Source organism: Mycobacterium sp. NPDC050853 (assembly GCF_040653875.1).
Taxonomy (GTDB): domain Bacteria; phylum Actinomycetota; class Actinomycetes; order Mycobacteriales; family Mycobacteriaceae; genus Mycobacterium.
The window spans coordinates 404,781-429,913 of record NZ_JBFAGW010000001.1 but is presented as its reverse complement, the minus strand read 5'-3'; the positions used below and the strand labels follow the sequence as shown (position 1 = coordinate 429,913).

Below are 25,133 nucleotides of genomic sequence, written 5' to 3'. Positions count from 1 at the left end.
AGCAACTCCTGGTGTTTCTCCGCTATTCCCGCGAGGGACGCACCACAGAAGGTACAAACGGGTGGTGCCCTACATTCCGACCGCAGCGGAACTGGCGGGTGCGCTCGCCGAGTTGCTCGATGGTCTCCAATCCGAGCTGCCCTCATCCTCGGTACACCGAGCCCGTGTCGGTGCCAATATCGCCAGGATTCTGCAGCGCGAGCTGACCACCGTTCCGGCGCCGTCTACCGCAGATCCCACCTGGGAGGACCTGGTCGAGGTGGTTCGAGGTGAGCTCGCAGTGGTTAAACCCGGCTACGACGCGTGGGAGGGGGCATGACCGACCTGGCCGACGGGCTGACCCGTTACCTGCACGACGAGTTCGGCAAGCCGTTTCAGGTGTCGGGTGTGGTCGGTGTCTCCGCAGGGGCCCGACGGCGGAATGTGCTGCTGGACGCCACTTCCGGGGATGAGACTCTCGAGCTGGTGGCGACGATTGTGCCCGCTGTGGTGCAGCAGGTCCCGGTGAGCAGTGAGGCCGGGGTGCGTGAGCTGGCGCGCAGCAACGGTGTTCCGGTTCCACGGATCCGTGGTGTCTGTTCAGAGTCGTCGTATGTGGGTGCGCCTTTCATGATCTCCGAACGCATCGCGGGGGAGACGGTGCCGCGCAAGGTGCTTCGGCTGGTGCAGTCCCAGGGGATCGACGATCTGGTGGCGGGCCAGCTCGGTGCGGCAATGGGGCGGCTGCACGGGATCGATCCGGCGATGGCGCCGCCCGACCTTCCCGGCGATCCAGAGGCCGAGCCCGCGGTCGCCATGTTGGAGCAGATGCGCGAGGGCGTGGTGGGGCTACTCCCGGATCGGCCGGTGTTCCAGCGCACGCTGTCCTGGCTGACCGAGCGCATGCCGGGACCGCCCGCTCGACGGTGCTTGGTGCACACCGATATTCGCAACGGCAACATCATCGTCGGCGAGGATGGGCTGCGCGCCGTGCTGGACTGGGAGGGCACTACTCGCTTTGGTGACCCCATGCGTGACGTGGCCTGGTCGGCGCTGCGCATGTGGCGGTTCGGTGTGGACGACCGGGAGTTCGGCGGGTTCGCGGGCCGTGACGTATTCGTGCGAGCGTACGAAGGCGAAGGCGGGACTTTCGATTCCGAACGGTTCCAGTGGTGGAAGGTGCTCGGCACGCTGTGGTGGGGAGTGGGTCTTGCCGCGCAGACAGCGTCCTACCTCGACGGAAGCGTGCGGGACATCGTGATGGCCGCCAGTGGCCGCCGAATTCCCGAGATCGAGTGGGACTTGTTGATGCTGACCAAACCATAGACAGGGAATGGACTCCATGAATTTTGAACTCCCGCCAGAGCTCGTCGATTATCTCGGCGTGCTCGATGAGTTCATCGAGCACGAGATCGTGCCGCTCGAACAGGCCGATGACAACATGCGGTTCTTCGATCACCGACGAGAGGATGCCCGAACCGACTGGGACCGTGGTGGTCTGCCCAACGGCGAGTGGGAGGCGCTGCTCGCCGAGGCCCGTCGGCGAGCCGACGCCGCAGGCCACCTTCGATACCCATTCCCTGCGGAATTCGGCGGACGTGACGGGTCCAACCTGGGTATGGCGGTCATTCGTGAGCACCTGGCACGGCGTGGCCTCGGACTGCACTGCGACCTGCAGAACGAGCACGCCATCGTCGGCAACAACGTGGGGCTGCTGCTCATGCTGGAGTACGGCTCCCCGGAGCAGAAGGCCGACTGGGTCGAGGGACTCGCCAGTGGCACAAAGTTCTTCGCATTCGGCATCACCGAGCCTGAACACGGCTCCGATGCCACCCATATGGAAACCAGTGCGATCCGTGACGGCGATGGCTGGGTTATCAATGGCGAAAAGACATGGAACACCGGTGTGCACATTGCCAACGCCGACCTGATTTTCGCCCGCAGCTCCGGCGAACCGGGTGACGGGCATGGCATCACCGCATTCCTGGTGCCCGCGGATGCCCCGGGCTTCAAGGTCGAGGAATACCTGTGGACGTTCAACATGCCCACCGACCACGCCCACATCTCGTTGACCGATGTGCGGGTTCCCGACTCGGCGATATTCGGTGGAGAGGGACACGGGCTGGGTGTTGTGCAGCACTTCTTCAACGAGAACCGGATTCGGCAGGCCGCCTCCAGTCTCGGGGCCGCTCAGCACTGCATCGACCGGTCGATCGAATATGCCAAGGAACGCAAGCCCTTTGGGAAACCACTGGCGTCGAACCAGGCCATCCAGTTTCCGCTCGTCGAGCTGCAGACTCAATGCGAGATGCTGCGCGCACTGATCCATAAAACCGCATGGTCGATGGACACCTATGGCCCGTTCTCGGTCTCCGAGCAGGTGTCGATGTGTAACTACATCGCCAACCGGCTGTGTTGCGACGCGGCCGATCGCGCCATGCAGATCCACGGCGGACTGGGATACTCACGACACATGCCCTTCGAACACATCTACCGCCACCACCGGCGCTACCGCATCACCGAAGGCGCCGAGGAGATCCAAATGCGTCGCGTAGCCGGATACATGTTCGGCTTCATGACGCAGAAGGCGCCCAAAGGAGTCCAGTGACACGCGCGAGGCCTGTTGTTGTGGTGATGGGTGTTGCAGGGGTCGGTAAGACCACAGTGGCGCGGCTCTTGGCGCAAAGGCTGGATGCGCCCTATGCGGAGGCGGACGACTTCCACCCGGAGGCCAACATCGCCAAGATGTCGGCGGGTATCCCACTGGAAGACACAGACCGATGGCCGTGGCTACAGCGGATTGCCGAATGGATGTCAGACCGGGGACGTGAGGGGACCGGTGGAGTAGTCACCTGCTCGGCGCTCAAACGCCGTTACCGCGACGTTCTTCGTACGGGGTGTCCCGATGCCTTCTTTGTGCACCTGTCCGGGGATCGGACTCTGATCGGTGACCGGATGTCGCATCGCACCGGACATTTCATGCCAACGTCATTGTTGGACTCACAGTTCGACATTCTCGAACCGCTACAACCCGATGAGCGAGGAGCCGTACTGGACGTGGGCACCGGGCCGGACGAACTGGTAGCAGAGGCATTGAGGCAGCTCGGCACATGAACGTGCTTCTTGCCGACTCGGCGTCGAAGATTCCGCACACCACGAGCGATCTTCGACTACTCACCGCGGTGGTGCTGAGCATCGGGGTGATCATCCTGCTGATCACCCGCCTCAAGATCCATCCGTTCCTGGCGCTACTGCTGGGATCGGGGGCTCTCGCCGCTACCGCGAGCGTTCCATTCGACAAACTGCTGGGATCCTTTGTTACAGGGTTCGGTTCGACCATCGCCGGCGTTGGACTGCTCATCGGTCTGGGAGCGATGCTCGGCCGTCTGCTGGCCGATTCCGGCGGGGCCAACATCGTGGCCGATGCCGTGCTGCGGCGTTCCGGTCCGCGCATGCTGCCGTGGGCGGTGGCGTTGATCGCCGCGGTGCTGGGGTTGCCCTTGTTCTTCGAAGTGGGTGTTGTGCTGCTGATTCCCATCGTGCTCTTGGTGGCGCGTCGGGGAAACGTGCCACTGCTGCGGGTGGGAATCCCTGCGCTGGCGGGCCTGTCTGTGTTGCACGGACTGGTTCCGCCGCATCCGGGTCCGTTGGTGGCGGTGGACGCACTGCAGGCGGATCTGGGTGTCACCCTGGCGTTTGGTCTCCTGGCGGCGGTGCCCACCTTGATCGTGGCGGGGCCCCTCTATGCGCGGGTGGCGGAACGCTGGGTGGGGCCACTGGAGATTCCCACCGCGACGGCGCCCGAGGCCAAGCGCACGGGACCCGCTCCAAGTGTTGCCGCGGTACTGGCGACGATCTTGCTTCCGGTAGCACTGATGTTGGCGAAGGCCCTCTCCGATGTGGTGATCGATAATCCGAAATCGTTGGTGCAGAGGATTTTCGATACGGCCGGCACGCCGCTGGTAGCGCTGTTGGCGGCGACGCTCGTGGCGATGGTGACGCTGGGCAAGGCTTCGGGGCTTGACCGCGTGGGTGTCTCGGGAATCGTCGAGAAGTCACTCGGCCCTATCGCGGGAATCGTCTTCATCGTCGGTGCCGGAGGCGGATTCAAGCAGACCCTCATCGACGTGGGTGTCGGGGACGCCGTAAGCGCCTGGTCGGAGAAATGGCAGATCCCCGCGCTATTGCTCGGCTGGCTTATCGCCGTGCTCATTCGACTGGCCACCGGGTCGGCCACCGTCGCCACCATCACCGCCGCCGGTATCGTCTCCCCACTCGCGGTCGATATGTCCACCGCGCATGTGTCGCTGCTGGTGCTTGCGATAGGCGCTGGATCGCTCTTCTTCTCCCACGTCAATGACGCTGGGTTCTGGTTGGTAAAGGAGTATTTCGGTATGACTGTGGGCCAGACGCTCAAGTCGTGGTCCGTGATGGAAACGGTGATCTCGGTCGTCGGTTTTTTGATGGTTCTGCTGCTGAGCGCGTTCGTCTAACTCTTCGTGGCGCTCACGAATTGTGATAGGCCGCGGACTTCCTGATCGATGTCCTGGAATCCCGCATTCTGCAACGCCGAGGTGATGTCCGAGCGATCAAAGCCGTGTAAGCCGCCCAGCGCTGCCAGTTTGGCGGACACCGACCGCAGCAGCACGGGGCCACGCGTGCAGCTGGTCATCACCGCGATACGGCCGCCCGGAGCCAGCACCCGGATCATCGCGTCGAGAACCTTGAAGGGTTCGGGCACCAAATATAGTGCGGCAAAACAACACACCGCATCAAAGCTCCCGTCATCGAACGGCAGCGTGCGGGCATCCGCACGTAGGTAGCCGACTCCGTCAGCCACATTGGTCCGGACCGCGCGTTGCAGCATGGGTTCGGAGAAGTCCAGGCCGATCGCCAGACCGTCTGGCCCCTGTTGTTGCCCTAAGTATTTGGTGAAGTTCCCGGGACCACAGGCGACGTCCAGCAGTCGGTGCGATGGGCCGAGCTGCAAGGCTTCGGCAGCACGGCGTCGTTCGGCCGACGGAGTGATGCCGGTGTAGAGGACGGTCTGGCTCCAGCGCCACGGGCCTTGGTAGATCGAGGCCACCAAGGGATTGTTCATGGCGATTTGGGCGCCGCGCTGGGGTTGATCGGAAGGTGGCGGAAGGAGATCCAGGTATCCGGCCGCCGAATGCGCGCCGCCGCTCAACGCGTCTGGCCGGACAAGATCGCGGATTCGGTCCAATGTCGCGGTGGTCATCATTCGGCCTCCTGCAGCTGTTCTTTGTCGTTGCGAAGATGTTCGTCGAAGAAGGCATAGACCCGCTGCCATGCGTCTGCCTCCGCCTCGGGGGAGTATCCGAATCCAGCGATGCGCATCAATGGCTGCATCGGCAGTTGGTTGGCGAAGCTGTGTCCCGCGTTGTATTTCTTGATGTCGTGCGGGATGCCGTGAGCGTCCAGTGCCTTCCGCAACCGGGGCTCACCCCGGATCACGAATGGGTCCCGCGTGCCCAGACTCGCGACGATGGGGCAGGACTCCTCGAAATGGTCCCCGTATGGCCCGGGCATTGCGCCGTAGAAGGGTGCGGCAGCCTCGAATCCCTTTGTTGCGGTGATCAAGGCGAAACCGCCGCCCATGCAGAAGCCCGCGACTGCCACCGCGGATGTGGTGTACGGCAGTGCCCGCACGTAGTCGCGGGCGGCCAGCACCTCTTCGACTGCCTTGCCGCGCCGGGTGGCGAGATTGGTCAAGACTCTTGTGATGCAGCGGATCCGGCCGCGTGAATACAGGTTGGGCGCCAGTGCAACGTAGCCGTTCGCGGCCACGTTCTTGGTGATGCGCCGCAGGTCGGGGGTGGATCCGCTGATGTCATGGAGCACCACTACCGCCGGCCAGGGGCCCGCACCGGCGGGTGTCTCCAGAATGGCGCTGATCTCGCCGTTGGGCGTAGGGATGTGTACCTCGGTCATGCCTTCCCGGCCTCCAGTGCTGTAATAATCTTACTCAGATGTAAAATTAAATGAAAGGTAGGCTGCGCAGCGATGGCTGTCAATCCCCGGAGGTCCAGGGGCCGTCCGCCCCAGACCGACGAACAGCGGGCCAGGACACGCGCACGTATCCTGGCCGCGGCCGGCGGTGTCTATGCCGAACACGGCTACCGGGGCACTACGGTCGCCCGTATTGCCGAGCGCGCAGAACTGTCAAAACCGACCTTCTATGCCTTCTTCGACGGTGTGGCGCAGGTGATCACGGCCTTGGTGATGGACAGCCAGCAACAGCTGCTGACGCAGTGGGGGCCGGTTGTGAATGCCGGCGGCGATTTGATCGAGAAGGCGAGTGCGGGTCTTGACGCGTATCTCGAGACGGCCGAACGCGGCCGCGACTCATGGCTTGTCTTCCATATCGAACAACACGACCCGGCCTCACCCGCGCGTCAGCTGCGGGCAGCATACGAAGAACGTCTCATCGAGGTGCTGCGGCAGGCTCTGGTCGCCAGCGGCAGGCCCGCACCCGGGGTGGAGACCTTGGGTGTGCTGCTGGCCAGCATGCAGGCGGGCTGCTATCGGTACCTCTCGACGCCGCGTACCGGCCGTCCGGCCGTGCGCGCGGCGATGCTGCGCAGTGCGCTCGCACTGCTAGGCACGCCGGAGGACTGGCGCGCTCTGGCAGCGCGCCCCGAAATATTCGGCGAGGGTTAAATACTCAGATACTCCGGGGTGAGCACGATCGAGTAGAGGATGGTGCGGTACGCGCGGGTGGGGTCGGTAACCCATTGGCTCACAAGGAAATGCAGAGTCTGAGTGCCGTCGGCATTCATGGTCACATTGACCACTTGTGGTCCGTAGGGCTGTAGCAGCTTGTGCGCATCCCTGGAGATGAACGGATCATCGGGCCGAGGGTCCGACGGATCGTTGCGGATCAGCACCGTCATCGGTGCGCTGACCAGTTCCTGCGGAGTTCGGAACAGTTTGAGTCCGATGTGCGCGTCGCCGGCGCCGTTGGAATCAAGCAGTCCGAATCCGCCTGCGGGTAGAGCGAACAACTGATTCTCGCGGTCGCCACCACCGTCGATCTGTCCGATCTTCTCCCACGCCGACGAGTCCAGGAACGCCGGATTATCGATCGGCGGTGTGAGCCAAGCAAATCGGGGTGCCCAGGGCCCGGTTCCGATGTTCCCGGCCACCAGCATCCGTCGGCCGGGCATCGAAACACCACTCGGTTGTGAGACACCGACCATGACACCCATCGGCCGGTACGAGGCTTTACCCGGCTCGCTCACGTCATACACAGTGGTATTCGCCGACACGAAGGTGCTGCATCCAGGAGACGGAATGCACGAGGCGAACAACAATGACCGGTGCGCCAATTCCGCCGATCCGGTGGGTAGCAGCCGGGCGCCGTCCTGCGCATCCGACGGCAGCGCAAGGGGTTTGGAACGTCCACCCAAGGCGACCGAAGGCTCCGCGGGGTCGACCGGAATCAGCTGGATTCCGTCTCCCGTGTTCAGGTAATCGCCCGTCCAGAGGCAGGCTCCCCGGTTGGTGTGCACCCCGAGATCGAACGAGTCATCACTGCATACGGTTTGGAAGCTGGCATTGACGGACGGCATATGCGGGATCGGGTTGCCGTGGGCGTCCTTGAAGACCTGCTGCTGGGTTGGCCCGATCATGACAAGTGAATCGAATGCGGGAACCATGCGCGGGGGCAGCGGCGTGACGGTGGGCGTATCGGGGTGGAACGGCTTGGGTGGCAGATGTTTTTCGTGCCGCACCCACAACGACGACACGGGCACGCCAAGGTTGTTCAGCATCCGGCCGACCAGGGGCGCACTGACGCCGATGACATTCGACGGATCGCCGTCGATCCCCTCGACGAACCAGCTGCCCAGGCCGTCGAGAGTGAATGCACCGGCCACCTGCAGCGGCTCGCCGGTGGCCAGATACGCGTCGAGGTCCTCTGCCGAGGGGCTACCGAAATGCACTGTAGTCGAACGTGTTTCACTGACTCGCGCGACCGGTTTACCGTCGATGACCCGTATCAGGCAGTGCCCGGTCAGCAGCTCGGCCGAACGCCCGGCCATCAGCCCCCAGCGGCGGCGCGCCTCCTCGACGGTGCCCGGCTTGCCCTGTAACGAGCCGTCGAGCAGGAGCATGGAATCGCAGCCCAGCACCACCGCATCGGAGGCGACTTCGCCGGCAAGGCCGGAAGCGACATCAAAGGCCTTGGCGGAGGCCAGCACCTCGACGGCGCGGGCCGGTGCGATACCCGAGGGCTGCGTCGCCATGACGAGATGTTCGTCGACGTGCGACACGATGACGACCGGGTTGAGACCGGCCTGCTCCAAGATCCGTTCGCGGGCGGGCGATGCGGACGCCAGAACTAGAACAGGCACAGCCGGTCTCCGATTCTCTAGCGAGACAGCGTCTAGCGGGCCAGCTTTGTGCGCTGGAGCAGGGTGACCAGCTGCCAGCTGTGTGCGCTATACCGCAGCTTGTCGACGGGTTGGCCCCAGCGGTTGTGCGTCGTGAGACTCTCGGCTTCGGCCTTGGAGGCCAGCGCACTGAGCGCCGCGACCAGGGCCGCGATCTCCGCATCGGCCGGGTTGCCCCTGACCACCTCGATGTCGGCGGCCTTGACCTTGTCCTCGGTGCCGGGCCCCTGTTCGGCGGAAATGATCTCTGTGGCTTCGTCAGTCACGTGGTCCTCCGCGCTCTCTTGACTCATAGCGGGATGTTTCCGTGCTTCTTCGGTGGGAGCCGCACGATCTTGCGGTCGAGCAGGCGCAGTGCCGTCACGATGTAACCGCGGGTATGTGACGGCGGGATGACCGCGTCGACGTATCCGCGCTCGGCGGCGACGTACGGGTTCACCAGGGTGTCCTCGTACTCCGCCTGCAGCTGCAGGCGCAGGGCGTCGACATCCTCACCGCTCTTGGCGGCCTCGCCCAGCTGGGAGCGGTACACGAACCCGACCGCACCCGAGGCGCCCATGACGGCGATCTGCGCGGTGGGCCAGGCGACGTTGACATCGGCGCCCATGTCCTTCGATCCCATCACGCAATACGCCCCGCCATAGGCCTTACGGGTGATGACGGTGATCTTCGGGACGGTGGCTTCGCCGTAGGCGTACAGCAGCTTGGCGCCGCGGCGGATGATGCCGTTGTACTCCTGCTCGGTACCGGGCAGAAACCCGGGCACATCCACCAGGGTGATGATCGGGATGCCGAAGCAGTCGCAGGTCCGGATGAACCGCGCGGCTTTCTCCGAGGCGTTGATGTCTAGGCAGCCGGCGAACTGGGTGGGCTGGTTGGCGACGATGCCGACGCTGCGGCCGTCGACGCGTCCGAATCCGATGACGATGTTCTGCGCGTAGCCGGCCTGCACTTCGAGGAACTCGTCATCGTCGAGGATGCGGGTGATGACCTCGTGCATGTCGTACGGCTGGTTTGGGGAGTCTGGGATCAGCGTGTCCAGCTCGAGGTCTTCTTCGGTGAGGTGGTCCTCAATGGCGCCGTCGGTCGGTTCGGGGCCGGGATGGCGCGGCGGCTCGGAGGCGTTGTTCGAGGGCAGGTAGCTCAGCAGGTCGCGGACGTAGTCGAAGGCATCCTGCTCGCCAGAGGCGACGTAGTGCGTGGTACCGGACTTGGCCTCGTGGGTGTGGGCGCCGCCAAGCTCCTCCATGGTGACGTCTTCGCCGGTGACGGTCTTGATGACGTCAGGCCCGGTGATGAACATCTGGCTGGTCTGGTCGACCATGACGATGAAGTCGGTTAGCGCGGGGGAGTACACATGCCCACCGGCGGCCGGCCCCATGATCAGCGAGATCTGCGGGATCACGCCCGAGGCGATGATGTTGTTGTGAAAGATCTGGCTGTACAGGCCGAGGGAGACGACACCCTCCTGGATGCGGGCACCAGCGCCCTCGTTGATGCCGATCAGCGGGCGGCCGGTCTTGAGGGCCAGCTGCTGCACCTTGACTATCTTCTCTCCGTACACCTCACCGAGGCTGCCGCCGAATACCGAGACGTCCTGGCTGAAGATGCAGACATCGCGGCCGTCGATGGTGCCGAAGCCGGTGACCACACCGTCGCCGAGCGGCCGCTTGGACTCCAGGCCGAATTTGGTGCTGCGGTGCTTGGCCAGCGCGTCCAGCTCCACAAACGAGCCCTCGTCGAGCAGCGCGGAGATGCGCTCGCGGGCGGTCAGCTTGCCCTTGGCGTGGATCTTCTCGACGGCGACCTCACCAACCGGATGCAGTGTTTCCTCGGTACGCCGACGCAGATCGGCAAGCTTGCCCGCGGTGGTGTGGATATCCGGCTCGGTGGTGGCCGTGGCTTCGGTCATGGTCACCGATGCTATCGCGCGCCACCCGGCAGAACGCGCACGGGCCTTAGAGAGTTCTCAGAAATTTTGTCGAATAGAAGTTCTGGATCGAAGTACATAGAACGAGATGGACAAACAGCCCGGACTGGGCGCTGACTCTGTCTTCACGATCGTGTCCCATTTCGACCAGCATGATGTCGTCACCGCGGGTTTCTCAAGCAGATCTATCCGGGCGCCGTGGCGCAGAGCATCACCAAGCTCGTGCCCGAGGAGTACCGGCACCTGATGGGTGCATCATCGGCGATATGCCCGACGCTTCCACACCGCGCGCCGATATCGCCACGATGCTCCTCGACCGGATCGGCGATAACAACCCAGGGTTGCGCACCCGGGACCGCGACTGGACCTGGGACGAGGTCGTCGGCGAATCCGCCGCACGGGCCGCGCTCGCGCAGAAGCTGAGGGTCGAGGGCCCCTTTCATATCGGCGTGCTGTTGGAGAACCTTCCTGACTTCGTCTTCTGGCTGGGCGGTGCCGCGCTGACCGGGGCCACCATCGTCGGTATCAACCCCACGCGCGGCGCAGCGGAGATGGTGGCCGAGATTCGTCACACCGACTGTCAGCTGATCGTCACCGACACCGAACACCTCGACCGGCTCCAGCATCTCGATCTCGGCCTTGCCGAAGATCGGTTTCTGGTGATCGACAGCCCCCAGTACCTCGCCCGGCTCGACGAGAACCGCACCGCGGCGACGGTTTCCGTTGGGGTGGGTGCCGATTCGTTGTTCCTGCTGCTGTTCACCTCCGGCACGACCGGCGCCTCCAAGGCGGTGAAATGCAGCCAGGGACGGCTGGCGCAGATCGCGCACTTGGCCACCGAGAAATTCGGGCATATCCGCCGCGATATCGACTACTGCTGTATGCCGCTGTTCCACGGGAACGCACTGATGGCGTTGTGGGCTCCCGCACTGGCCAACGGTGCCACGGTATGCCTGACGCCCACCTTCTCGGCATCGCGTTTTCTGCCCGATGTCAGGTATTTCGGCGCGACGTTCTTCACCTACGTCGGCAAGGCGCTCGGGTACCTGTTGGCGACCCCGGAGCAGCCCGATGACGCCGACAACCAGCTGGTGCGAGGATTCGGCACCGAGGCTTCGCCGGAGGATCAGTCTGAGTTTCGACGACGGTTCGGCGCGGAACTGTTCGAGGGCTACGGATCCAGCGAGGGCGGGGGAGCGGTCACGCTCGACCCCGAGACGCCGTCCGGCGCACTGGGACGTCCGGCGCACGAGGGCGTGGCCATCGTGGATCCGGAGACGTTACAAGACTGTGCCGCGGCGGTATTCGATGAGCATGGACGTGTACTCAATGTCGACGAGGCGGTCGGCGAGATCGTCGACAAACAGGGACGGCGCGGTTTTGAGGGCTACTACAAGAATGACGATGCCGACGCCGACCGCATTCGCAACGGGTGGTACTGGACCGGCGACCTGGGCTACCTCGATGCGGCCGGGTTCATCTATTTCGCCGGCCGGCGCGGCGACTGGATCCGGGTCGACGGCGAGAACACCTCGGCGCTGACCATCGAACGGGTGCTGCGGCGCCACCCCGCCGTGATCGCGGCGGGTGTCTACGCGGTACCAGACCCTCGTTCTGGCGATCGTGTGATGGCTGCCATCGAGGTCGCCGATCCGGCCGAGTTCGACGCCGAGGGATTCAGTGAGTTTCTCAAGACGCAGGAAGACTTGGGGAGCAAGGGAATCCCGCGGTTCTTGCGGGTATCGGCGAGCCTGCCGGTCACGGGATCCAACAAGGTGCTCAAACGCGAGTTGAAGGAGCAGCGTTGGCACTGCGAGGACGCGGTGCTGCGGTGGGAGGGACGCGGCGATCCGGTGTTCGAACGGATGCGGCCGCAGGACAAAAATGCACTCGATGCTCAATTCAGGGCATATGGGCGACACCGGCTGCTGTAGCGCGCAGTATTGGAGACAGGTCCGAAGGGGAGGCCCCCGCGATGAGGCCCCCACAAGTGGGAGGTACCCCCAGCTTGCGCGAAGATCATTCAATACAGACTGACGACGCGATCCGCGAAATCGACAGTGGCACAGCGATGAACCGGTTTGCTAGGGGATGGCACTGTCTCGGATTGGCGGAGTCGTTTCGTGACGGGGAGCCGCACGGTATCGAAGCGTTCGGTACCAAACTCGTGGTCTACAGCGACGCCGCGCGGGCGTTACACGTTCTGGATGCCTATTGCCGGCACATGGGCGGTGACCTCTCGCAGGGCACCATCAAGGACGGCAACGTGGCCTGTCCGTTCCACGACTGGCGTTGGGGTGGCGACGGCAAGTGCAAGCTGGTGCCGTATGCCAAGCGCACCCCCAAATTGGCCCGCACTCGCAGCTGGCCCACCCTTGAGGTGAACGGACAGCTGCTGGTGTGGCACGACCCGGAGGGTACGGTGCCGCCGCCCGAGCTGGCGCCGCCGACGATTGACGGCTACGGAGAGGGCAAATGGTCGTCATGGCAATGGAATTCGATTCTCATCGAAGGATCGCACTGCCGCGAGATCGTCGACAACAATGTCGACATGGCGCACTTCTTCTACATCCACCACGCCTACCCGACGTACTTCAAGAACGTCATCGAGGGGCAGACGGCCAGTCAGTTCATGGAGTCCAAGCCGCGGCCCGATTACGTCCCCGATCCCGAAAAGCTTTGGGAAGGAACGGGTGTGCGGTCCGAGGCCACCTACTTCGGGCCGGCGTACATGATCGACTGGATCCACAACGATCTCGGCCCCGGATTCACCGTCGAAGTGGCGCTCATCAACTGCCACTACCCGGTGACGCACGATTCCTTTGTCCTGCAGTGGGGCGTTGCCATTCAGGAGATGCCCGACCTGCCACCGGAGAACGCCAAGAAGCTGGCCGCGGCGCTGGCCATGTCGTTCGGTGACGGGTTCCTGGAAGACGTCGAGATCTGGAAGAATAAGACGCGAATCGACAATCCGTTGCTCACCCAGGAGGACGGCGCCGTTTACCAGCACCGCCGCTGGTATGAGCAGTTCTATGTGGACCTGGCCGATGTCACCCCGGATATGACGGAGCGGTTCGAGATAGAGGTGGACACCACGCACGCCCATGGGGTGTGGGTGCACGAGGTCGAAGAAAATCTCGCCGAGCGGGCTGCCGCGCACTCAGTCGTGCAGTAGGGCGAGGCCGAGGCGCTCCGGATTAAGTGCCGCCAAGTGTCATCGCCACGTCATTTTCGGGCGGTACGAATCCTTGCGTTGCACAACAATTTCGCGCTGACCCTCGGGCAAGTAGACAGTTATTCGGAAGTCGTCCCCATGATGTAGCCAGGCGATGGGATCCGCTGTACGGATCGGCCAGGTGGCGCCGCTCGGTAATGATGGGCCGGATGCTTTCAGCTACAAACACGACGCGATTCGACGTTCGTGTCAGCTATGGCGACAACCTCGATTGGGCAAACGACTGCGTCGACTGTGACCCGATTAGCAAACACTGCCGTGTTGCTCCTGGGGCAGGAAGAGAGACGGTGCAACGTGTCCGCGGGGAGCGCTCGGCGGTGCCCTCAGTCGACGTTGTTTAGCTGGCTAGTGAGACACGCGTGGGATTCGGGAATCTCTTATGTGAGAACGGAATTCTGGGCACGGATCGCTACACAGTCACTCGCGCTGAGAATGCGATGTGAGGCCATTCGTGGGCGTGCGGTAGCCGTTCGCCGACGAATCCTGAGCCCCTAATTACCTGTATCTGGCCTGAAAGTTTCGCAAATTTCTGGCGGGGTACAACGAGCAGCTGTTAGATCGTCATATGTGACATCAAGATCCAACACTGAGTGCAAGTGGACTGGTTGGCGCTCTGGTTTGCCGGAGCGATTAATCATGCAGTGCTGCAACTGTATTCGGGTCGCGTGTAGCGCTATCGAGTTAGCTGTCTAGACACGAAGGGCGATCGGCGAAGCTCCATCCGTTCGGGGATGGCAGGTGCAGGGCGGCGCGCGCAGGGTCGGCGATGCGCAGACCGCCTGGGCATGAGCGGCACGGTAAAGCTGGGAGGTCTCAGTGGAACTCGATGACCGGGCGTTTCCGCTAACGCGAGAACAACTGGATATATGGCTTGCGCTACAAACAGGGCGCTTCGATACGGCGTGGCAGTTGGGTGTGCTGGTACGGATCGAGGGAGCGGTCGAGAGTGGCCTGCTCCAGCAGGCGATTCGTCACGTGGTGGGCGAGGCCGAATCGATGAGGGCCGGCATCTTCGAGGTGGATGGCAAGGTCTTCCAGAGGGTCATTGATGAGCCCGATGTCGATATGGCCTGCTATGACCTGAGGGAATCGGGAGATCCGACGCAGGAAGCTCGCGACATGGCGGCGTCGATCCAACGGACACCGATGCCGCTCGCCGGCCCGCTGGTCAAATTCGCGTTGTTCCGAACACGAGACGATGAGTACTACTGGTTCGGGTGTCTCCACCACATCATCATCGATGGGTTGGGTATCGCCCTGGTGGGAAGGCGGATTGCGGCTGTCTACTCCGCGCTCGCCGCGGGCATCGCTATTTCTCCCGCCTTCTTCGGCTCGCTACAGGATTTCGTCGCCGGCGAGGCGGACTACGTGGCGTCCACCGACTACGTGGAAGACCGGGACTATTGGGCCGGGAACCTGCCCTCGGGGGATGAAACGGGTTATCGGCCGCCGCAGATCGCCGACGAGCAGGATCCGTATTCGCCCTCCGCCCCGGTCCAACTGGACTCCGCCGTAATCGGACGGGTCAAGGAGCTGTCCAAGGCTCTACGGGTCCGTAGATCATCCGTGCTGACCGCGGCGTGCGCGCTCTTGGTACGTGGATGGAGTGCTGACGGTTCGGATGAGGTAGTACTGGACTTCCCGGTAAGCCGAAGAGTGGATCCGGCGTCAAAGGTCCGTCCGGGCATGCTCGCCGGTGTGGTGCCACTGGTCTTGAATGCGGGCCCGGAAGCTACGGTGGCCGATTTTTGCCATCAGGTCGACAGGAAGGCCCGGGAGGCACTGCGGCATCAACGTTTTCCGGTGAACGCGGTTATCGGCGAGAGCGACTCTCGTGGCCCGAGGCAGGTGCCCAATCGGGTAGTCGTCAATTTCGTGCCGGCAAGACTCACCTTGGACTTCGGTGGTGTACCGGCAACCGCCACCTACACGACCTTCGGCCCGGTGGGGCATTTTGGCCTGTTCTTCCTTGGGTTCGGTGATGAGCACTTCTTGAGCACAGTGGGTGCCGGACAGCCCTTTTCGAATTTTGATGCTGCGGATCTGGTCGCTCGATTGGAGCGGCTGCTGGTGACAATGGCCGCCGATCCGGATCGGCGGCTGTCGGCGATGGATCTGCTGGGCGCCGACGAGCGCGCGCGCCTGGATGAGGTCGGTAACCTCGCGGTGCTGACCGAACCTGCGGCCGGCGCGATGTCGGTTCCGGAGTTGTTTTCCGCGCAGGTGGCTCGCACCCCGGATGCGACGGCGCTGACTTTCCAGGGCCGGTCGTTGACCTACCGTGAACTGGATGGATCGGCTAATCGGTTGGCGCACTTATTGATTGCCCAAGGTGTGGGACCGGGGCGGTATGTGGCGTTGATGTTGCCGCGGTCTCCAGAGGCGGTCGTGGCAATCCTGGCGGTGCTCAAGTCGGGGGCGGCATATCTGCCGATCGACCCGGCACTGCCGGCCGAGCGGATCGCATTTATGGTCGCTGATGCCGGTCCAACCGCGGTGGTGAGCACCAAAGATCTGGCCGACCGGTTCGTTGGATTCGAGCTGCCACTCGTCGATGTCGACGACCCTGCCGTGGATAACCAAGCCGGCACGGCGCCCCCGGCGCCGACCCCCGACGATCTTGCCTACCTGATCTATACCTCCGGTACCACCGGTGTGCCTAAAGGTATTGCGATCACTCACCGTAACGTGACGCAGCTGTTTGCATCGTTGGATCTGATACTGCCGCCCGCCGGGGTGTGGTCGCAGAGTCACTCCTATTCTTTCGATTTTTCGGTGTGGGAGGTCTGGGGCGCGTTACTGCGTGGCGGGCGGCTCGTGGTGGTTCCCGAAGAAGTGACCCGCGCACCGGAGGATCTTCACGCCTTGCTGGTGGCCGAGAAGGTCACGGTCCTGAGTCAAACTCCCTCGGCGGTACAGGCGTTATCGCCGCTGGGGCTGGATTCGACGGCGTTGGTGATTGGTGCGGAGGCCTGCCCACCGGATGTGGTGGATCGGTGGGCACCGGGGCGGGTGATGGTCAATGCGTACGGTCCCAGCGAGACGATGATCTGTGCGTCGATCAGTGCGCCCCTGAATGCGGGGTCAGGTACGCCTCCGATTGGCTCGCCGGTACCCCGGGCGGCATTGTTCGTGCTGGACGAGTGGCTGCGGCCGGTACCCGCCGGGGTGATCGGTGAGCTGTATGTGGCCGGTGCCGGAGTCGGGGTCGGCTACGTGGGTCGGGTCGGCTTGACCGCGTCGCGATTCGTGGCCTGCGCGTTCGGGAGGCCGGGTCATCGGATGTACCGCACCGGGGACCTGGTGCGTTGGCGTGCCGACGGACAGCTGGACTATCTCGGTCGCGCCGATGAGCAGGTCAAGGTTCGTGGGTATCGCATCGAACTGGGTGAGATCCAATCCGCTCTCGCCGAGTTGGACGGCGTGGAGGCGGCAGTGGTGATCGCTCGCGAGGACCGTCCGGGCAACAAGCGGCTGGTCGGCTACATCACCGGGTCGGCGGACCCCGCCGAGGCGCGCGGAGCGCTGGTTAAACGGCTACCGGACTACATGGTGCCGGCCATGGTGGTGGCGCTGGAAACGCTGCCCATGACCGTCAACGGCAAGCTTGATGTACGTGCGCTGCCGACACCCGAATACAGCGCGGGCGAGTATCGCGCCCCGGGCGATGCGATCGAGGAGATCCTGGCGGGCATCTATGCCGAGGTGCTCGGGCTCGAGCGAGTGGGGGTCGACGAATCCTTCTTCGAGCTTGGTGGCGACAGCATCTTGTCGGTGCAGGTGGTGACGCGGGCGCGGGCAGCGGGTCTGACGTGTCGCCCACGAGACATCTTCGTGGAGCAGACCGTGGCGCGGCTGGCCAGAGTGGCCAGTGTCACCGACAGCGGAGCTCACGTGATCGACGAGGGTATCGGGCCCGTGCTGGCCGTACCCATCATGCGCTGGCTAGCAGCGGTGGATGGACCAACCGACGAGTTCAACCAGGCGGTGCTGGTGCAGGCTCCGGCCGGGGTCGGCGAGGTCGATGTGGTGACCATGTTGCAGGCCTTGCTGGATCGTCATGCAATGTTGCGGCTGCGTGTGGATCACGACGAGGTAGGCGGCTGGTCACTGCAGGTACCGGAAGTGGGCTCGGTGGATGCCCGTAGACGTCTGCGGTCGGTGGACGAGCTGTCCGACAAGGCATTACAGGAGGCGCGGTCACGGTTGAACCCGGCGGCCGGGCTGATGCTGAGCGCCCTGTGGGTCGAGTCCCCCTGCCAGCTGGTGTTGATCATTCACCACCTTGCCGTTGATGCGGTGTCCTGGTTGATCTTGTTGGAAGACTTGAATATTGCCTGGGCGCAGCATCGTTCGGGACAGCCGGTGGTGCTACCCGCCGCCGGGACGTCGTTTGCCCGGTGGGCATCGGTGTTGACCGAGCACGCGAGCCGGCCGGATGTTGTCAAGCAGGTGGGCGCCTGGAGGGAGGTGACGGCGACACCTGCCGCATTGCCCGCGGCGGATCCCGGGGCGGACACCTACGCCACCGCTGGACGTTTGTCGGTGGAACTGGATTCCGAGACCACCGGAATCCTTCTGGGCGAGGTGCCGGTGGCGTTTCATACCAGGGCGCAAGACATCCTGTTGATCGCCTTCGGGTTGGCGTGGGCGGAGTTCCTGGGCGACCGTGATGCTGCGATCGGGATCGACGTCGAGGGCCACGGGCGGCACGAGGAACTGAGCCCGGACCTTGACCTATCGCATACCGTCGGCTGGTTCACCACCAAGTATCCAGTGTCGCTATCTGTTTCGGGATTGTGCTGGGCGCAGGTGGTGGCGGGTGAGGCGGCGCTCGGGGCGGTGATCAAGGGTGCCAAAGAGCAGCTTCGCGCGCTTCCGCACGGGCTGACCTATGGATTGTTGCGCTACCTCAACGACGATGTCGATCTGGAGGGGGGCGACCCGTCGATCGCCTTCAACTACCTGGGACGTTTGGGGGCGGCGGCCGGATTCTTCGGCGACGGCTGGCGAATCCATCATGATGGGCTGTCGGCAATCGGCACCGCCGAGGCGGTACCGATGCCGTTGATGCACACCGTCGAGCTCAATGCGGGCGCGATAGACACCGGCTCCGGCCCGTGCTTGCATGCCGAATGGACTTGGGCGACCTCGATTCTCGACGAGGCGCAGGTCACCCGGCTCAGTAGGCTGTGGTTCGAGGCGCTGGCCGGAATCTGCACTCACGTGCGGTCCGGTGGAGGTGGTCTGACGCCGTCCGATATTGCACCCGCGCGGCTGAGCCAGTTGCAGATCGACGAGCTGCAACGGAAATATGACGTAGCCGATATTTTGCCGTTGACCCCGTTGCAGCGGGGGCTGTTGTTCCACGCCGGCACCGCGCAGGCCGGGGACGATATGTACGCGGTCCAGCTGGATTTCACCCTGACCGGCCCGCTGGACCCCGACCGTCTACACGATGCGATGCGCACCGTCGTCGGTCGGCACCCACACCTGGCGGCCCTGTTCAGCCAACAGTTCGAGGAGCCGGTGCAGGTAATTCCGGCTCATCCCGCAGTGCAGTGGCGATATGTCGATCTCGGTGGCGGCGACACGGAAACGGATGAGCTGATCGCGCAGGTGTGTGGCGCCGAACGTGCCGCGGTGTGCGACCTCGCGCGCCAATCCGCGTTTCGGGCCGCGTTAATCCGTATCGAGGAGTGTCGACATCGGTTCGTGCTGACCAGTCACCACATCCTGCTCGACGGGTGGTCGCTGCCGATCCTCCTGCGGGAGATCTTCGCGAGCTACTACGGACAGCGGCTGGCCGCGGCCGGGTCGTATCGCGCGTTTCTCACCTGGTTGGCCGATCGGGATCTGGAGGCGGCTCGCGAGGCGTGGGGTGAGGTGTTGGGCGGACTCGAAGCTCCCACACTGGTCGGACCCAAGAATCGGTTGGGGCAGGGGCAGCGGGGATTTGAGACGTCCCGGGTATCCGAGCAGACCACACGAGCCCTCGGCGAACTGGCGCGCTCCTGCCGCACCACCCTCAGCACGGTGCTGCAGGGCGCCTGGGCGATGGTGCTGACCTCGTTGACCGGTCAACAAGATGTCGTCTTCGGAACCCCCCGGTCGCGCGTCGGTCAGCTGGAGGTGGCCAACGCGGAATCGATGGTGGGCCTGTTGATCAACACGGTTCCGGTACGCGCCAACATCACCGCCACTACGACCACCGCAGACCTACTTGCGCAGCTGCAGAAGGCCCACAACGACACACTTGAGCATCAGCACCTGGCGCTCAGCGAGATTCACCGCGTGGCCGGCCACGAGCAACTATTCGACACGCTTTTCGTGTACGAGAACTATCCCATCGACAGTGGCATGATGCTGGGCGCGGATGGGCTGGCGATAGCCGAGTTCACCAACCGCGAGTACAACCACTACCCGCTGACGGTGGAAGCCCTGCCCGGCCGTGAACTCGGCCTGCACGTCGAGTACGACACCGACGTGTTCGACGCCGTCGGCATCGGGGCGCTCGTCGACAGATTGCAGCGGGTACTGGTCGCGATGGCTCCGGATCCCACCCGGCGGCTGTCGTCGGTGGATCTGCTGGATCGCGCTGAGCGTGATCGGGTGTTGTCGGGGTTGTCCGGTGCGGCTACGGCGGCGCCGGTCGGGGTGACGCCGCGGCTGTTGGCCGCTGCGGTAGCGGCCCACCCGGATGCGCCGGCGGTGCTCGACGGTGTGCGAACGATATCGTATCGTGAGCTCGACGAGTATTCAAATCGGTTGGCGCGCAAGATGATCGACATGGGTGTGGGCCCGGAGCATGCGGTGGGCGTGGCGATGGATCGGTGTGCCGAACTGGTTGTCGCGTGGTGGGCAGTGGTCAAGGCCGGTGGTGTGTACGTGCCGGTGGACCTGGACCATCCCGTCGAGCGGATCGCCTCGGTGCTGGACGCCGCGGGAGCGGTATGCGTATTGACCTGCGGCGCTGACGATGTCGCCGCCGTCGGGTCGCTCCCGGTCCTGCGCATCGACGGTCTGGAGGTGTCCGGGTATTCCGCGGAGCCGATCACGGATGCGGATCGGCTGTCGGTGCTGACGGCGGCGGACACCGCGTATGTGATCTTCACGTCCGGCTCGACGGGTGTCCCCAAGGGGGTGGCGCTCAGTCACTCGGGTCTGCTGGGTTGGGCGGCGGCCCAATGCGATCTGTTCGAGTTGGATGCGGACGCGCGAGTGCTCATGGTGGCCTCGCCGACCTTTGATGCGTCAGTCGGTGAGTTGTTGTTGGCGGCCGGGTCGGGAGCGGCATTGGTGATCGCCCCGCCGCAGGTGTATGCCGGGGAGGCGCTGACTTCCTTGCTGCACAGGCAGAAGGTCAGCGCCGCGATACTTACCCCCACGGTGCTCTCGACGCTGGATCGGGGTCGGCTCGATGGGCTGCACACGCTGATCGCCGTCGGGGAGGCTTGTCTTCCGGAGCTGGTGGAAGCCTGGGCGCCGGATCGGCGGATGTTCAACGGGTACGGCCCCAGCGAGACCACCATCTGGGTCACCTGCGCGCCGCTCAAGGCGGGGCAGCCGGTCCGCATCGGCGCCCCGATTGCCGGGGTGCGCGCACTGGTGCTCGACGCCTGGCTCAATCCAGTCCCGGTAGGGGTGGTGGGCGAGCTGTATCTGAGTGGGCCTGCATTGGCACATGGCTATCTGGGCCGAGTTGAGCTGACCGCGGAGCGGTTCGTGGCCAATCCTTTTGGGAGTCTGTTCGGTGTGGCCGGGCAGCGGATGTATCGCACCGGCGACCTGGTGCGGTGGACTCCCGACGGAGTCCTGGAGTATTTGGGCCGTGCCGACGGTCAGATCAAACTGCGTGGGCAGCGCATCGAATTGGGGGAGATCGAGAACACCCTGCTGGCCTGCCCGCAGGTGACCCAGGCCGCCGTCACCGTGCAGGACGGCGCCGCCGGCTCGCACCTGGTCGCCTACGTGACTCTCGATCAAACCGTCGCCGACCACGACGCCGGAGATGTCGAGGAGTGGAAACACCTATACGACGACCTGTACGGCGCCGATATCGCGTCCAGCTTCGGCATGGACTTCCGAGGCTGGAACAGCAGCTACACGGGCGAGCCGATCCCGCTCGAGGAGATGGTCGAATGGCGTTGCGCCACAGTGAACCGGATCATGTCCTTGCGACCGAAACGTGTGCTGGAGATAGGCGCGGGTTCGGGATTGCTGCTATCGGAGATCGCTCCGCAGTGCGATCAGTATGTGGCCACCGACTTTTCGGCGGTGGCGATCGACAATCTGGCACGCTCACTGGAGCAGCTACAGGTCTCGTGGCGTGATCGAGTCGAGCTGCTGGCCCAGCCCGCACACGTCACGGAGGGACTGTCGCGCAGCCACTTCGACACCATCGTCCTCAACTCTGTTGTCCAATACTTCCCCAATGCGGGGTATCTCGCCGAGGTCATCGACACCGCGATGGATCTGTTGGCCCCCGGCGGCGCGGTATTCATCGGCGATATCCGCAATCACGCCCTGCAAGGTGCCTTCCAAACCGCCATCGCGGTGGGGCGCTCCGGCGGCGCTGATACGGCCGAGATCCGCGGCCGAGTCCGCCATGCGATGCGCGGTGAGACCGAATTGCTTTTGGCTCCAGAATTTTTCACCACCTGGGCGGATTCCTGCCCGTCGGTGGGTGGGCTGGACATCCGAGTCAAGCGCGGATGGGCCGACAACGAACTGAGCCGGTACCGCTATGACGTTGTCATCCACAAGACTCCTACGCCCGCACGTTCGGTGAGCGCCGAGTCCACCTGGACGTGGGCCCGATGTGCGAGCCTGCGCGGGCTGCGTGACGAGCTGGTGTCCCGACGTCCGGCCGTCATCCGCGTCACCGACATTCCCCGTGCCGGACAGATAGACGATGTCAGGGTCGAGGCCGCACTGGCGGCGGGGCTATCCGTGGTCGACGCCCTGGCCCAAGCGGCCGCCGGTCCCGAGGCCGTCGATCCGGAAGAACTGCATCGCCTCGGCGAGGCCGCCGGATATCACGTCGCGGTGACCTATGGCACCCAGCTCGGCAGTCTTAGTGCGGTTTTCATCGCAGACGACGGGCTTCCGGCCCCGCGGCTGACCGATCTCTACCAGCCCTCCGTCTGGGCCCAGCAGCGCATCAGCCATGCCAATGACCCGCGCACCAACACCAAGATCGGCGGCGTGCGCGAGCGATTGAGCGCTTGGCTACCCGACTACATGGTGCCGACCTACATTGTGGCGCTTGAGGAACTGCCGCTGACCTCCTCGGGGAAGCTCGACCGCAAGGCCCTGCCGGCGCCGGAGTACCGGGATGGTGATCGCTACCGAGCCCCGGTTGGTGCGGTCGAGGAAATCCTCGTCGGGATCTACGCCCAGGTGCTGGGGCTCGAGCGGGTTGGTGTCGACGATTCGTTCTTCGATTTGGGTGGCGACTCGCTGTCGGCGATGCGTCTGATCTCTTTGGTAAACACCACCCTGGGCGCTGATCTCGGGGTCAGGGTCATCTTCGAGGCGCCTACGGTTGCCGAGCTGGCGTGCCTCGTCGGCGGGGATGCTCCTCGGCCCGAGCCGTTGGTGGCGGGGGCGCGGCCGGCGGCGCTCCCGTTGTCGTTCGCTCAGAACCGGTTGTGGTTCATCGACCAGTTGCAGGGGCCTTCGCCGATCTACAACATCGCGGTGGCATTGAGGCTGCGCGGGCACCTGGATACCGACGCGTTGGGCGCGGCGCTCGCCGATGTCGTGGCCCGCCACGAAAGCCTGCGCACGGTGTTCGCGGCGGTCGACGGGACACCTCGGCAGGTGGTGATTCCCACGGAGCGGGCCGGCTTCGCATGCGAGGTCGTCGATGCCACTGGTTGGTCGGAGGGCCGGCTGCGTACGGGTATCGACGCGGCGGCCCGGTACGCGTTCGAACTGGCGAGTGAAAGTCCGCTTCACACTGAGCTTTTTACCGTGTCGACCGATGAGCATGTGCTGGTTGTGGTGGTGCATCACATCGCTGCCGACGGCTGGTCGCTCACTCCGTTCGCACGGGATCTGGGCCTGGCCTATGCCGGTCGCTGCGACCGCCAGGTACCCCAATGGGCGCCTTTGTCGGTGCAGTACGCCGACTACACGCTCTGGCAGCGTGCGTACCTGGGTGATGCTGACGACGGCGACAGTCGTCTTGCCACACAGCTGGACTTCTGGCAGGACACCCTGGCGGGGCTGCCGGAGCGCCTGCAGCTGCCGACCGACCGTCCCTACCCGTCGGTCGCCGATCACCGTGGTGCTCGGGTGGCGGTTGATTGGCCGGCCGAGCTGCAGCAGCAGATTTCTCGAGTGGCCCGCGAACACAACGCCACTGGCTTCATGGTGGTCCAGGCCGCATTTGCCGCGCTGCTCTCCAAGATCGGCACCAGTTCCGATGTAGCAGTGGGATTTCCGATCGCCGGGCGCCCGGACCCCGCGCTCGACGAGTTGATCGGGTTCTTCGTCAACACCCTGGTCCTTCGGATCGACGTGACCGGAGACCCCACCTTCGCCGAGCTGCTGGCTCAAGTGCGGCAGCGCAGTCTGGCAGCTTTCGAGCATCAGGATGTGCCGTTCGAACTGCTGGTGGATCGGCTCAACCCTGCCCGGAGCCTGAGCCATCATCCGCTGATTCAGGTGATGTTGGGCTGGGAGAACTTCTTCGGGCATAACAAGAGTCCGCTCGGCGCGATGACCCTGGGTGATCTACAGGTCACACCCATACCGGTACACACCGACACCGCCCGCATGGATTTGGCGTTGTCTCTGGCCGAACGCTGGACCGAGGCCGGTCAGCGCGCCGGCATTGCGGTGACGGCGGAATTCCGTACCGATGTGTTCGATGCGGAGACTATCGAGGCTTTGATCGAACGGCTGAGGCGCGTGTTGACGGGGGTCACCGCCGAGCCGCAACGGCGTTTGTCCTCGGTGGATCTACTCGACGGTGCCGAGCACGCCCGGCTGGCCAGGTGGGGCAACGAGGAGGTATTGACGCGACCGGCGAAACCGGCGACGGTGGCGGAGCTGTTCGCCGCCCAGGCGGCCCGCACGCCTGACGCGGTGGCCGTGACCTTCGACGGCAGGTCTATGACCTACCGGGAGCTTGATGAGTCCGCGAATCAATTGGCGCACTTACTGGTTAGTCGTGGAGCCGGCCCGGGTGAGTTCGTGGCGTTGCTGTTCCCGCGTTCTGCCGAGCCCATCGTGGCGATCCTGGCGGTACTCAAGTCCGGGGCAGCGTATCTGCCGATCGACCCGGCACTGCCCGCCGCTCGAATCGAATTCATGCTCACCGACGCCGCCCCGAGGGCCGCCGTCACCACGGCGGCGCTGGCGGACAAGCTGGACGGGTTCGACGTGCTCGTCATCGATATCGACGACCCGGCTCGGGAAACCCAGCCCATCATGGCGCCGCAGGCTCCGGCCCCAGACGACCTTGCCCACATCATCTACACCTCTGGCACCACCGGCGTCCCCAAAGGTGTTGTGGTTACTCAGTACAACGTCGTCCAGCTGTTCGACGCGCTGGACATCGGCG

Annotated in this window: 14 protein-coding genes (1 of these 14 only partly in view); 9 read left to right on the top strand and 5 right to left on the bottom strand. The window is 64.3% G+C overall.

The window, feature by feature from the left end; genetic code table 11:
• Positions 1-64: 64 nt before the first annotated feature.
• Genes AB0H22_RS01985 through AB0H22_RS01965 form a run of 5 tightly spaced genes read left to right on the top strand, consistent with a single transcriptional unit; the run spans position 65 to position 4,472 of the window.
• Positions 65-319, top strand: a complete 255-nt coding sequence (locus AB0H22_RS01985; RefSeq protein ID WP_358144421.1) for a hypothetical protein — start codon at positions 65-67, stop codon at positions 317-319.
• Positions 316-1,305: a phosphotransferase family protein gene (locus AB0H22_RS01980; RefSeq protein ID WP_358144419.1), complete on the top strand. Its 990-nt coding sequence runs from the start codon at positions 316-318 to the stop codon at positions 1,303-1,305. The genes AB0H22_RS01985 and AB0H22_RS01980 overlap by 4 nt, the downstream gene beginning before the upstream one ends.
• A 16-nt stretch (positions 1,306-1,321) precedes the next feature.
• Positions 1,322-2,587, top strand: coding sequence for an acyl-CoA dehydrogenase family protein (locus AB0H22_RS01975; protein ID WP_180748514.1), 1,266 nt, complete (start codon positions 1,322-1,324; stop codon positions 2,585-2,587).
• 26 nt (positions 2,588-2,613) lie between these two features.
• Positions 2,614-3,093 (top strand): gluconokinase, encoded by a 480-nt coding sequence (locus tag AB0H22_RS01970; RefSeq protein WP_180749691.1) that lies wholly within the window; start codon positions 2,614-2,616, stop codon positions 3,091-3,093.
• Entirely contained in the window at positions 3,090-4,472 is a 1,383-nt protein-coding gene (locus tag AB0H22_RS01965; RefSeq protein WP_358144417.1) for a gluconate:H+ symporter, read from the top strand. The genes AB0H22_RS01970 and AB0H22_RS01965 overlap by 4 nt, the downstream gene beginning before the upstream one ends.
• On the opposite strand, the gene AB0H22_RS01960 is transcribed toward AB0H22_RS01965, so the two are convergent.
• Positions 4,469-5,221 (bottom strand): methyltransferase domain-containing protein, encoded by a 753-nt coding sequence (locus AB0H22_RS01960; protein WP_180748512.1) that lies wholly within the window; start codon positions 5,219-5,221, stop codon positions 4,469-4,471. The genes AB0H22_RS01965 and AB0H22_RS01960 overlap by 4 nt on opposite strands.
• A complete protein-coding gene (locus AB0H22_RS01955; protein WP_358144415.1) occupies positions 5,218-5,931 on the bottom strand; it encodes a dienelactone hydrolase family protein in 714 nt (237 codons plus the stop codon). Before AB0H22_RS01955 ends, AB0H22_RS01960 begins: the two co-directional genes overlap by 4 nt.
• Before the next feature lie 72 nt (positions 5,932-6,003).
• Between AB0H22_RS01955 and AB0H22_RS01950 the strand changes: the two genes are divergently transcribed.
• A complete protein-coding gene (locus AB0H22_RS01950) occupies positions 6,004-6,660 on the top strand; it encodes a TetR/AcrR family transcriptional regulator (RefSeq protein WP_180748510.1) in 657 nt (218 codons plus the stop codon).
• Here AB0H22_RS01950 and AB0H22_RS01945 read toward each other — a convergent pair.
• From AB0H22_RS01945 to AB0H22_RS01935, 3 genes are read right to left on the bottom strand one after another with little or no spacing between them, the layout of a single operon-like run.
• Complete coding sequence (locus AB0H22_RS01945) at positions 6,657-8,354, bottom strand: nucleoside triphosphate pyrophosphatase (protein ID WP_358144411.1); 1,698 nt, start codon at positions 8,352-8,354, stop codon at positions 6,657-6,659. The two genes, AB0H22_RS01950 and AB0H22_RS01945, sit on opposite strands and share 4 nt — an antisense overlap.
• Positions 8,355-8,386: 32 nt before the next feature.
• The gene (locus AB0H22_RS01940) at positions 8,387-8,659 is read right to left on the bottom strand and encodes an acyl-CoA carboxylase epsilon subunit (protein ID WP_180748508.1); all 273 of its coding nucleotides are present in this window, start codon (positions 8,657-8,659) and stop codon (positions 8,387-8,389) included.
• Positions 8,660-8,682: 23 nt separating this feature from the next.
• Positions 8,683-10,305, bottom strand: a complete 1,623-nt coding sequence (locus tag AB0H22_RS01935) for an acyl-CoA carboxylase subunit beta (RefSeq protein ID WP_180748507.1) — start codon at positions 10,303-10,305, stop codon at positions 8,683-8,685.
• Between the two features lie 284 nt (positions 10,306-10,589).
• Here AB0H22_RS01935 and AB0H22_RS01930 point away from each other — a divergent pair, with 284 nt between their 5' ends.
• The 3 genes from AB0H22_RS01930 to AB0H22_RS01920 form a co-directional block, all read left to right on the top strand.
• Positions 10,590-12,257: an AMP-binding protein gene (locus tag AB0H22_RS01930; protein WP_358144409.1), complete on the top strand. Its 1,668-nt coding sequence runs from the start codon at positions 10,590-10,592 to the stop codon at positions 12,255-12,257.
• Between the two features lie 137 nt (positions 12,258-12,394).
• Positions 12,395-13,498 carry a Rieske 2Fe-2S domain-containing protein gene (locus AB0H22_RS01925; protein ID WP_255485590.1) on the top strand — a complete coding sequence of 368 codons (1,104 nt, stop codon included), beginning with the start codon at positions 12,395-12,397 and terminating at the stop codon, positions 13,496-13,498.
• A gap of 876 nt (positions 13,499-14,374) precedes the next feature.
• Positions 14,375-25,133, top strand: partial view of a non-ribosomal peptide synthase/polyketide synthase gene (locus AB0H22_RS01920; RefSeq protein ID WP_358144406.1) — the 5' end (the start) only. Its footprint extends 20,336 nt past the window's final position; only the first 10,759 of its 31,095 coding nucleotides appear in the window; it begins with the start codon at positions 14,375-14,377; its stop codon lies beyond the right edge, outside the window.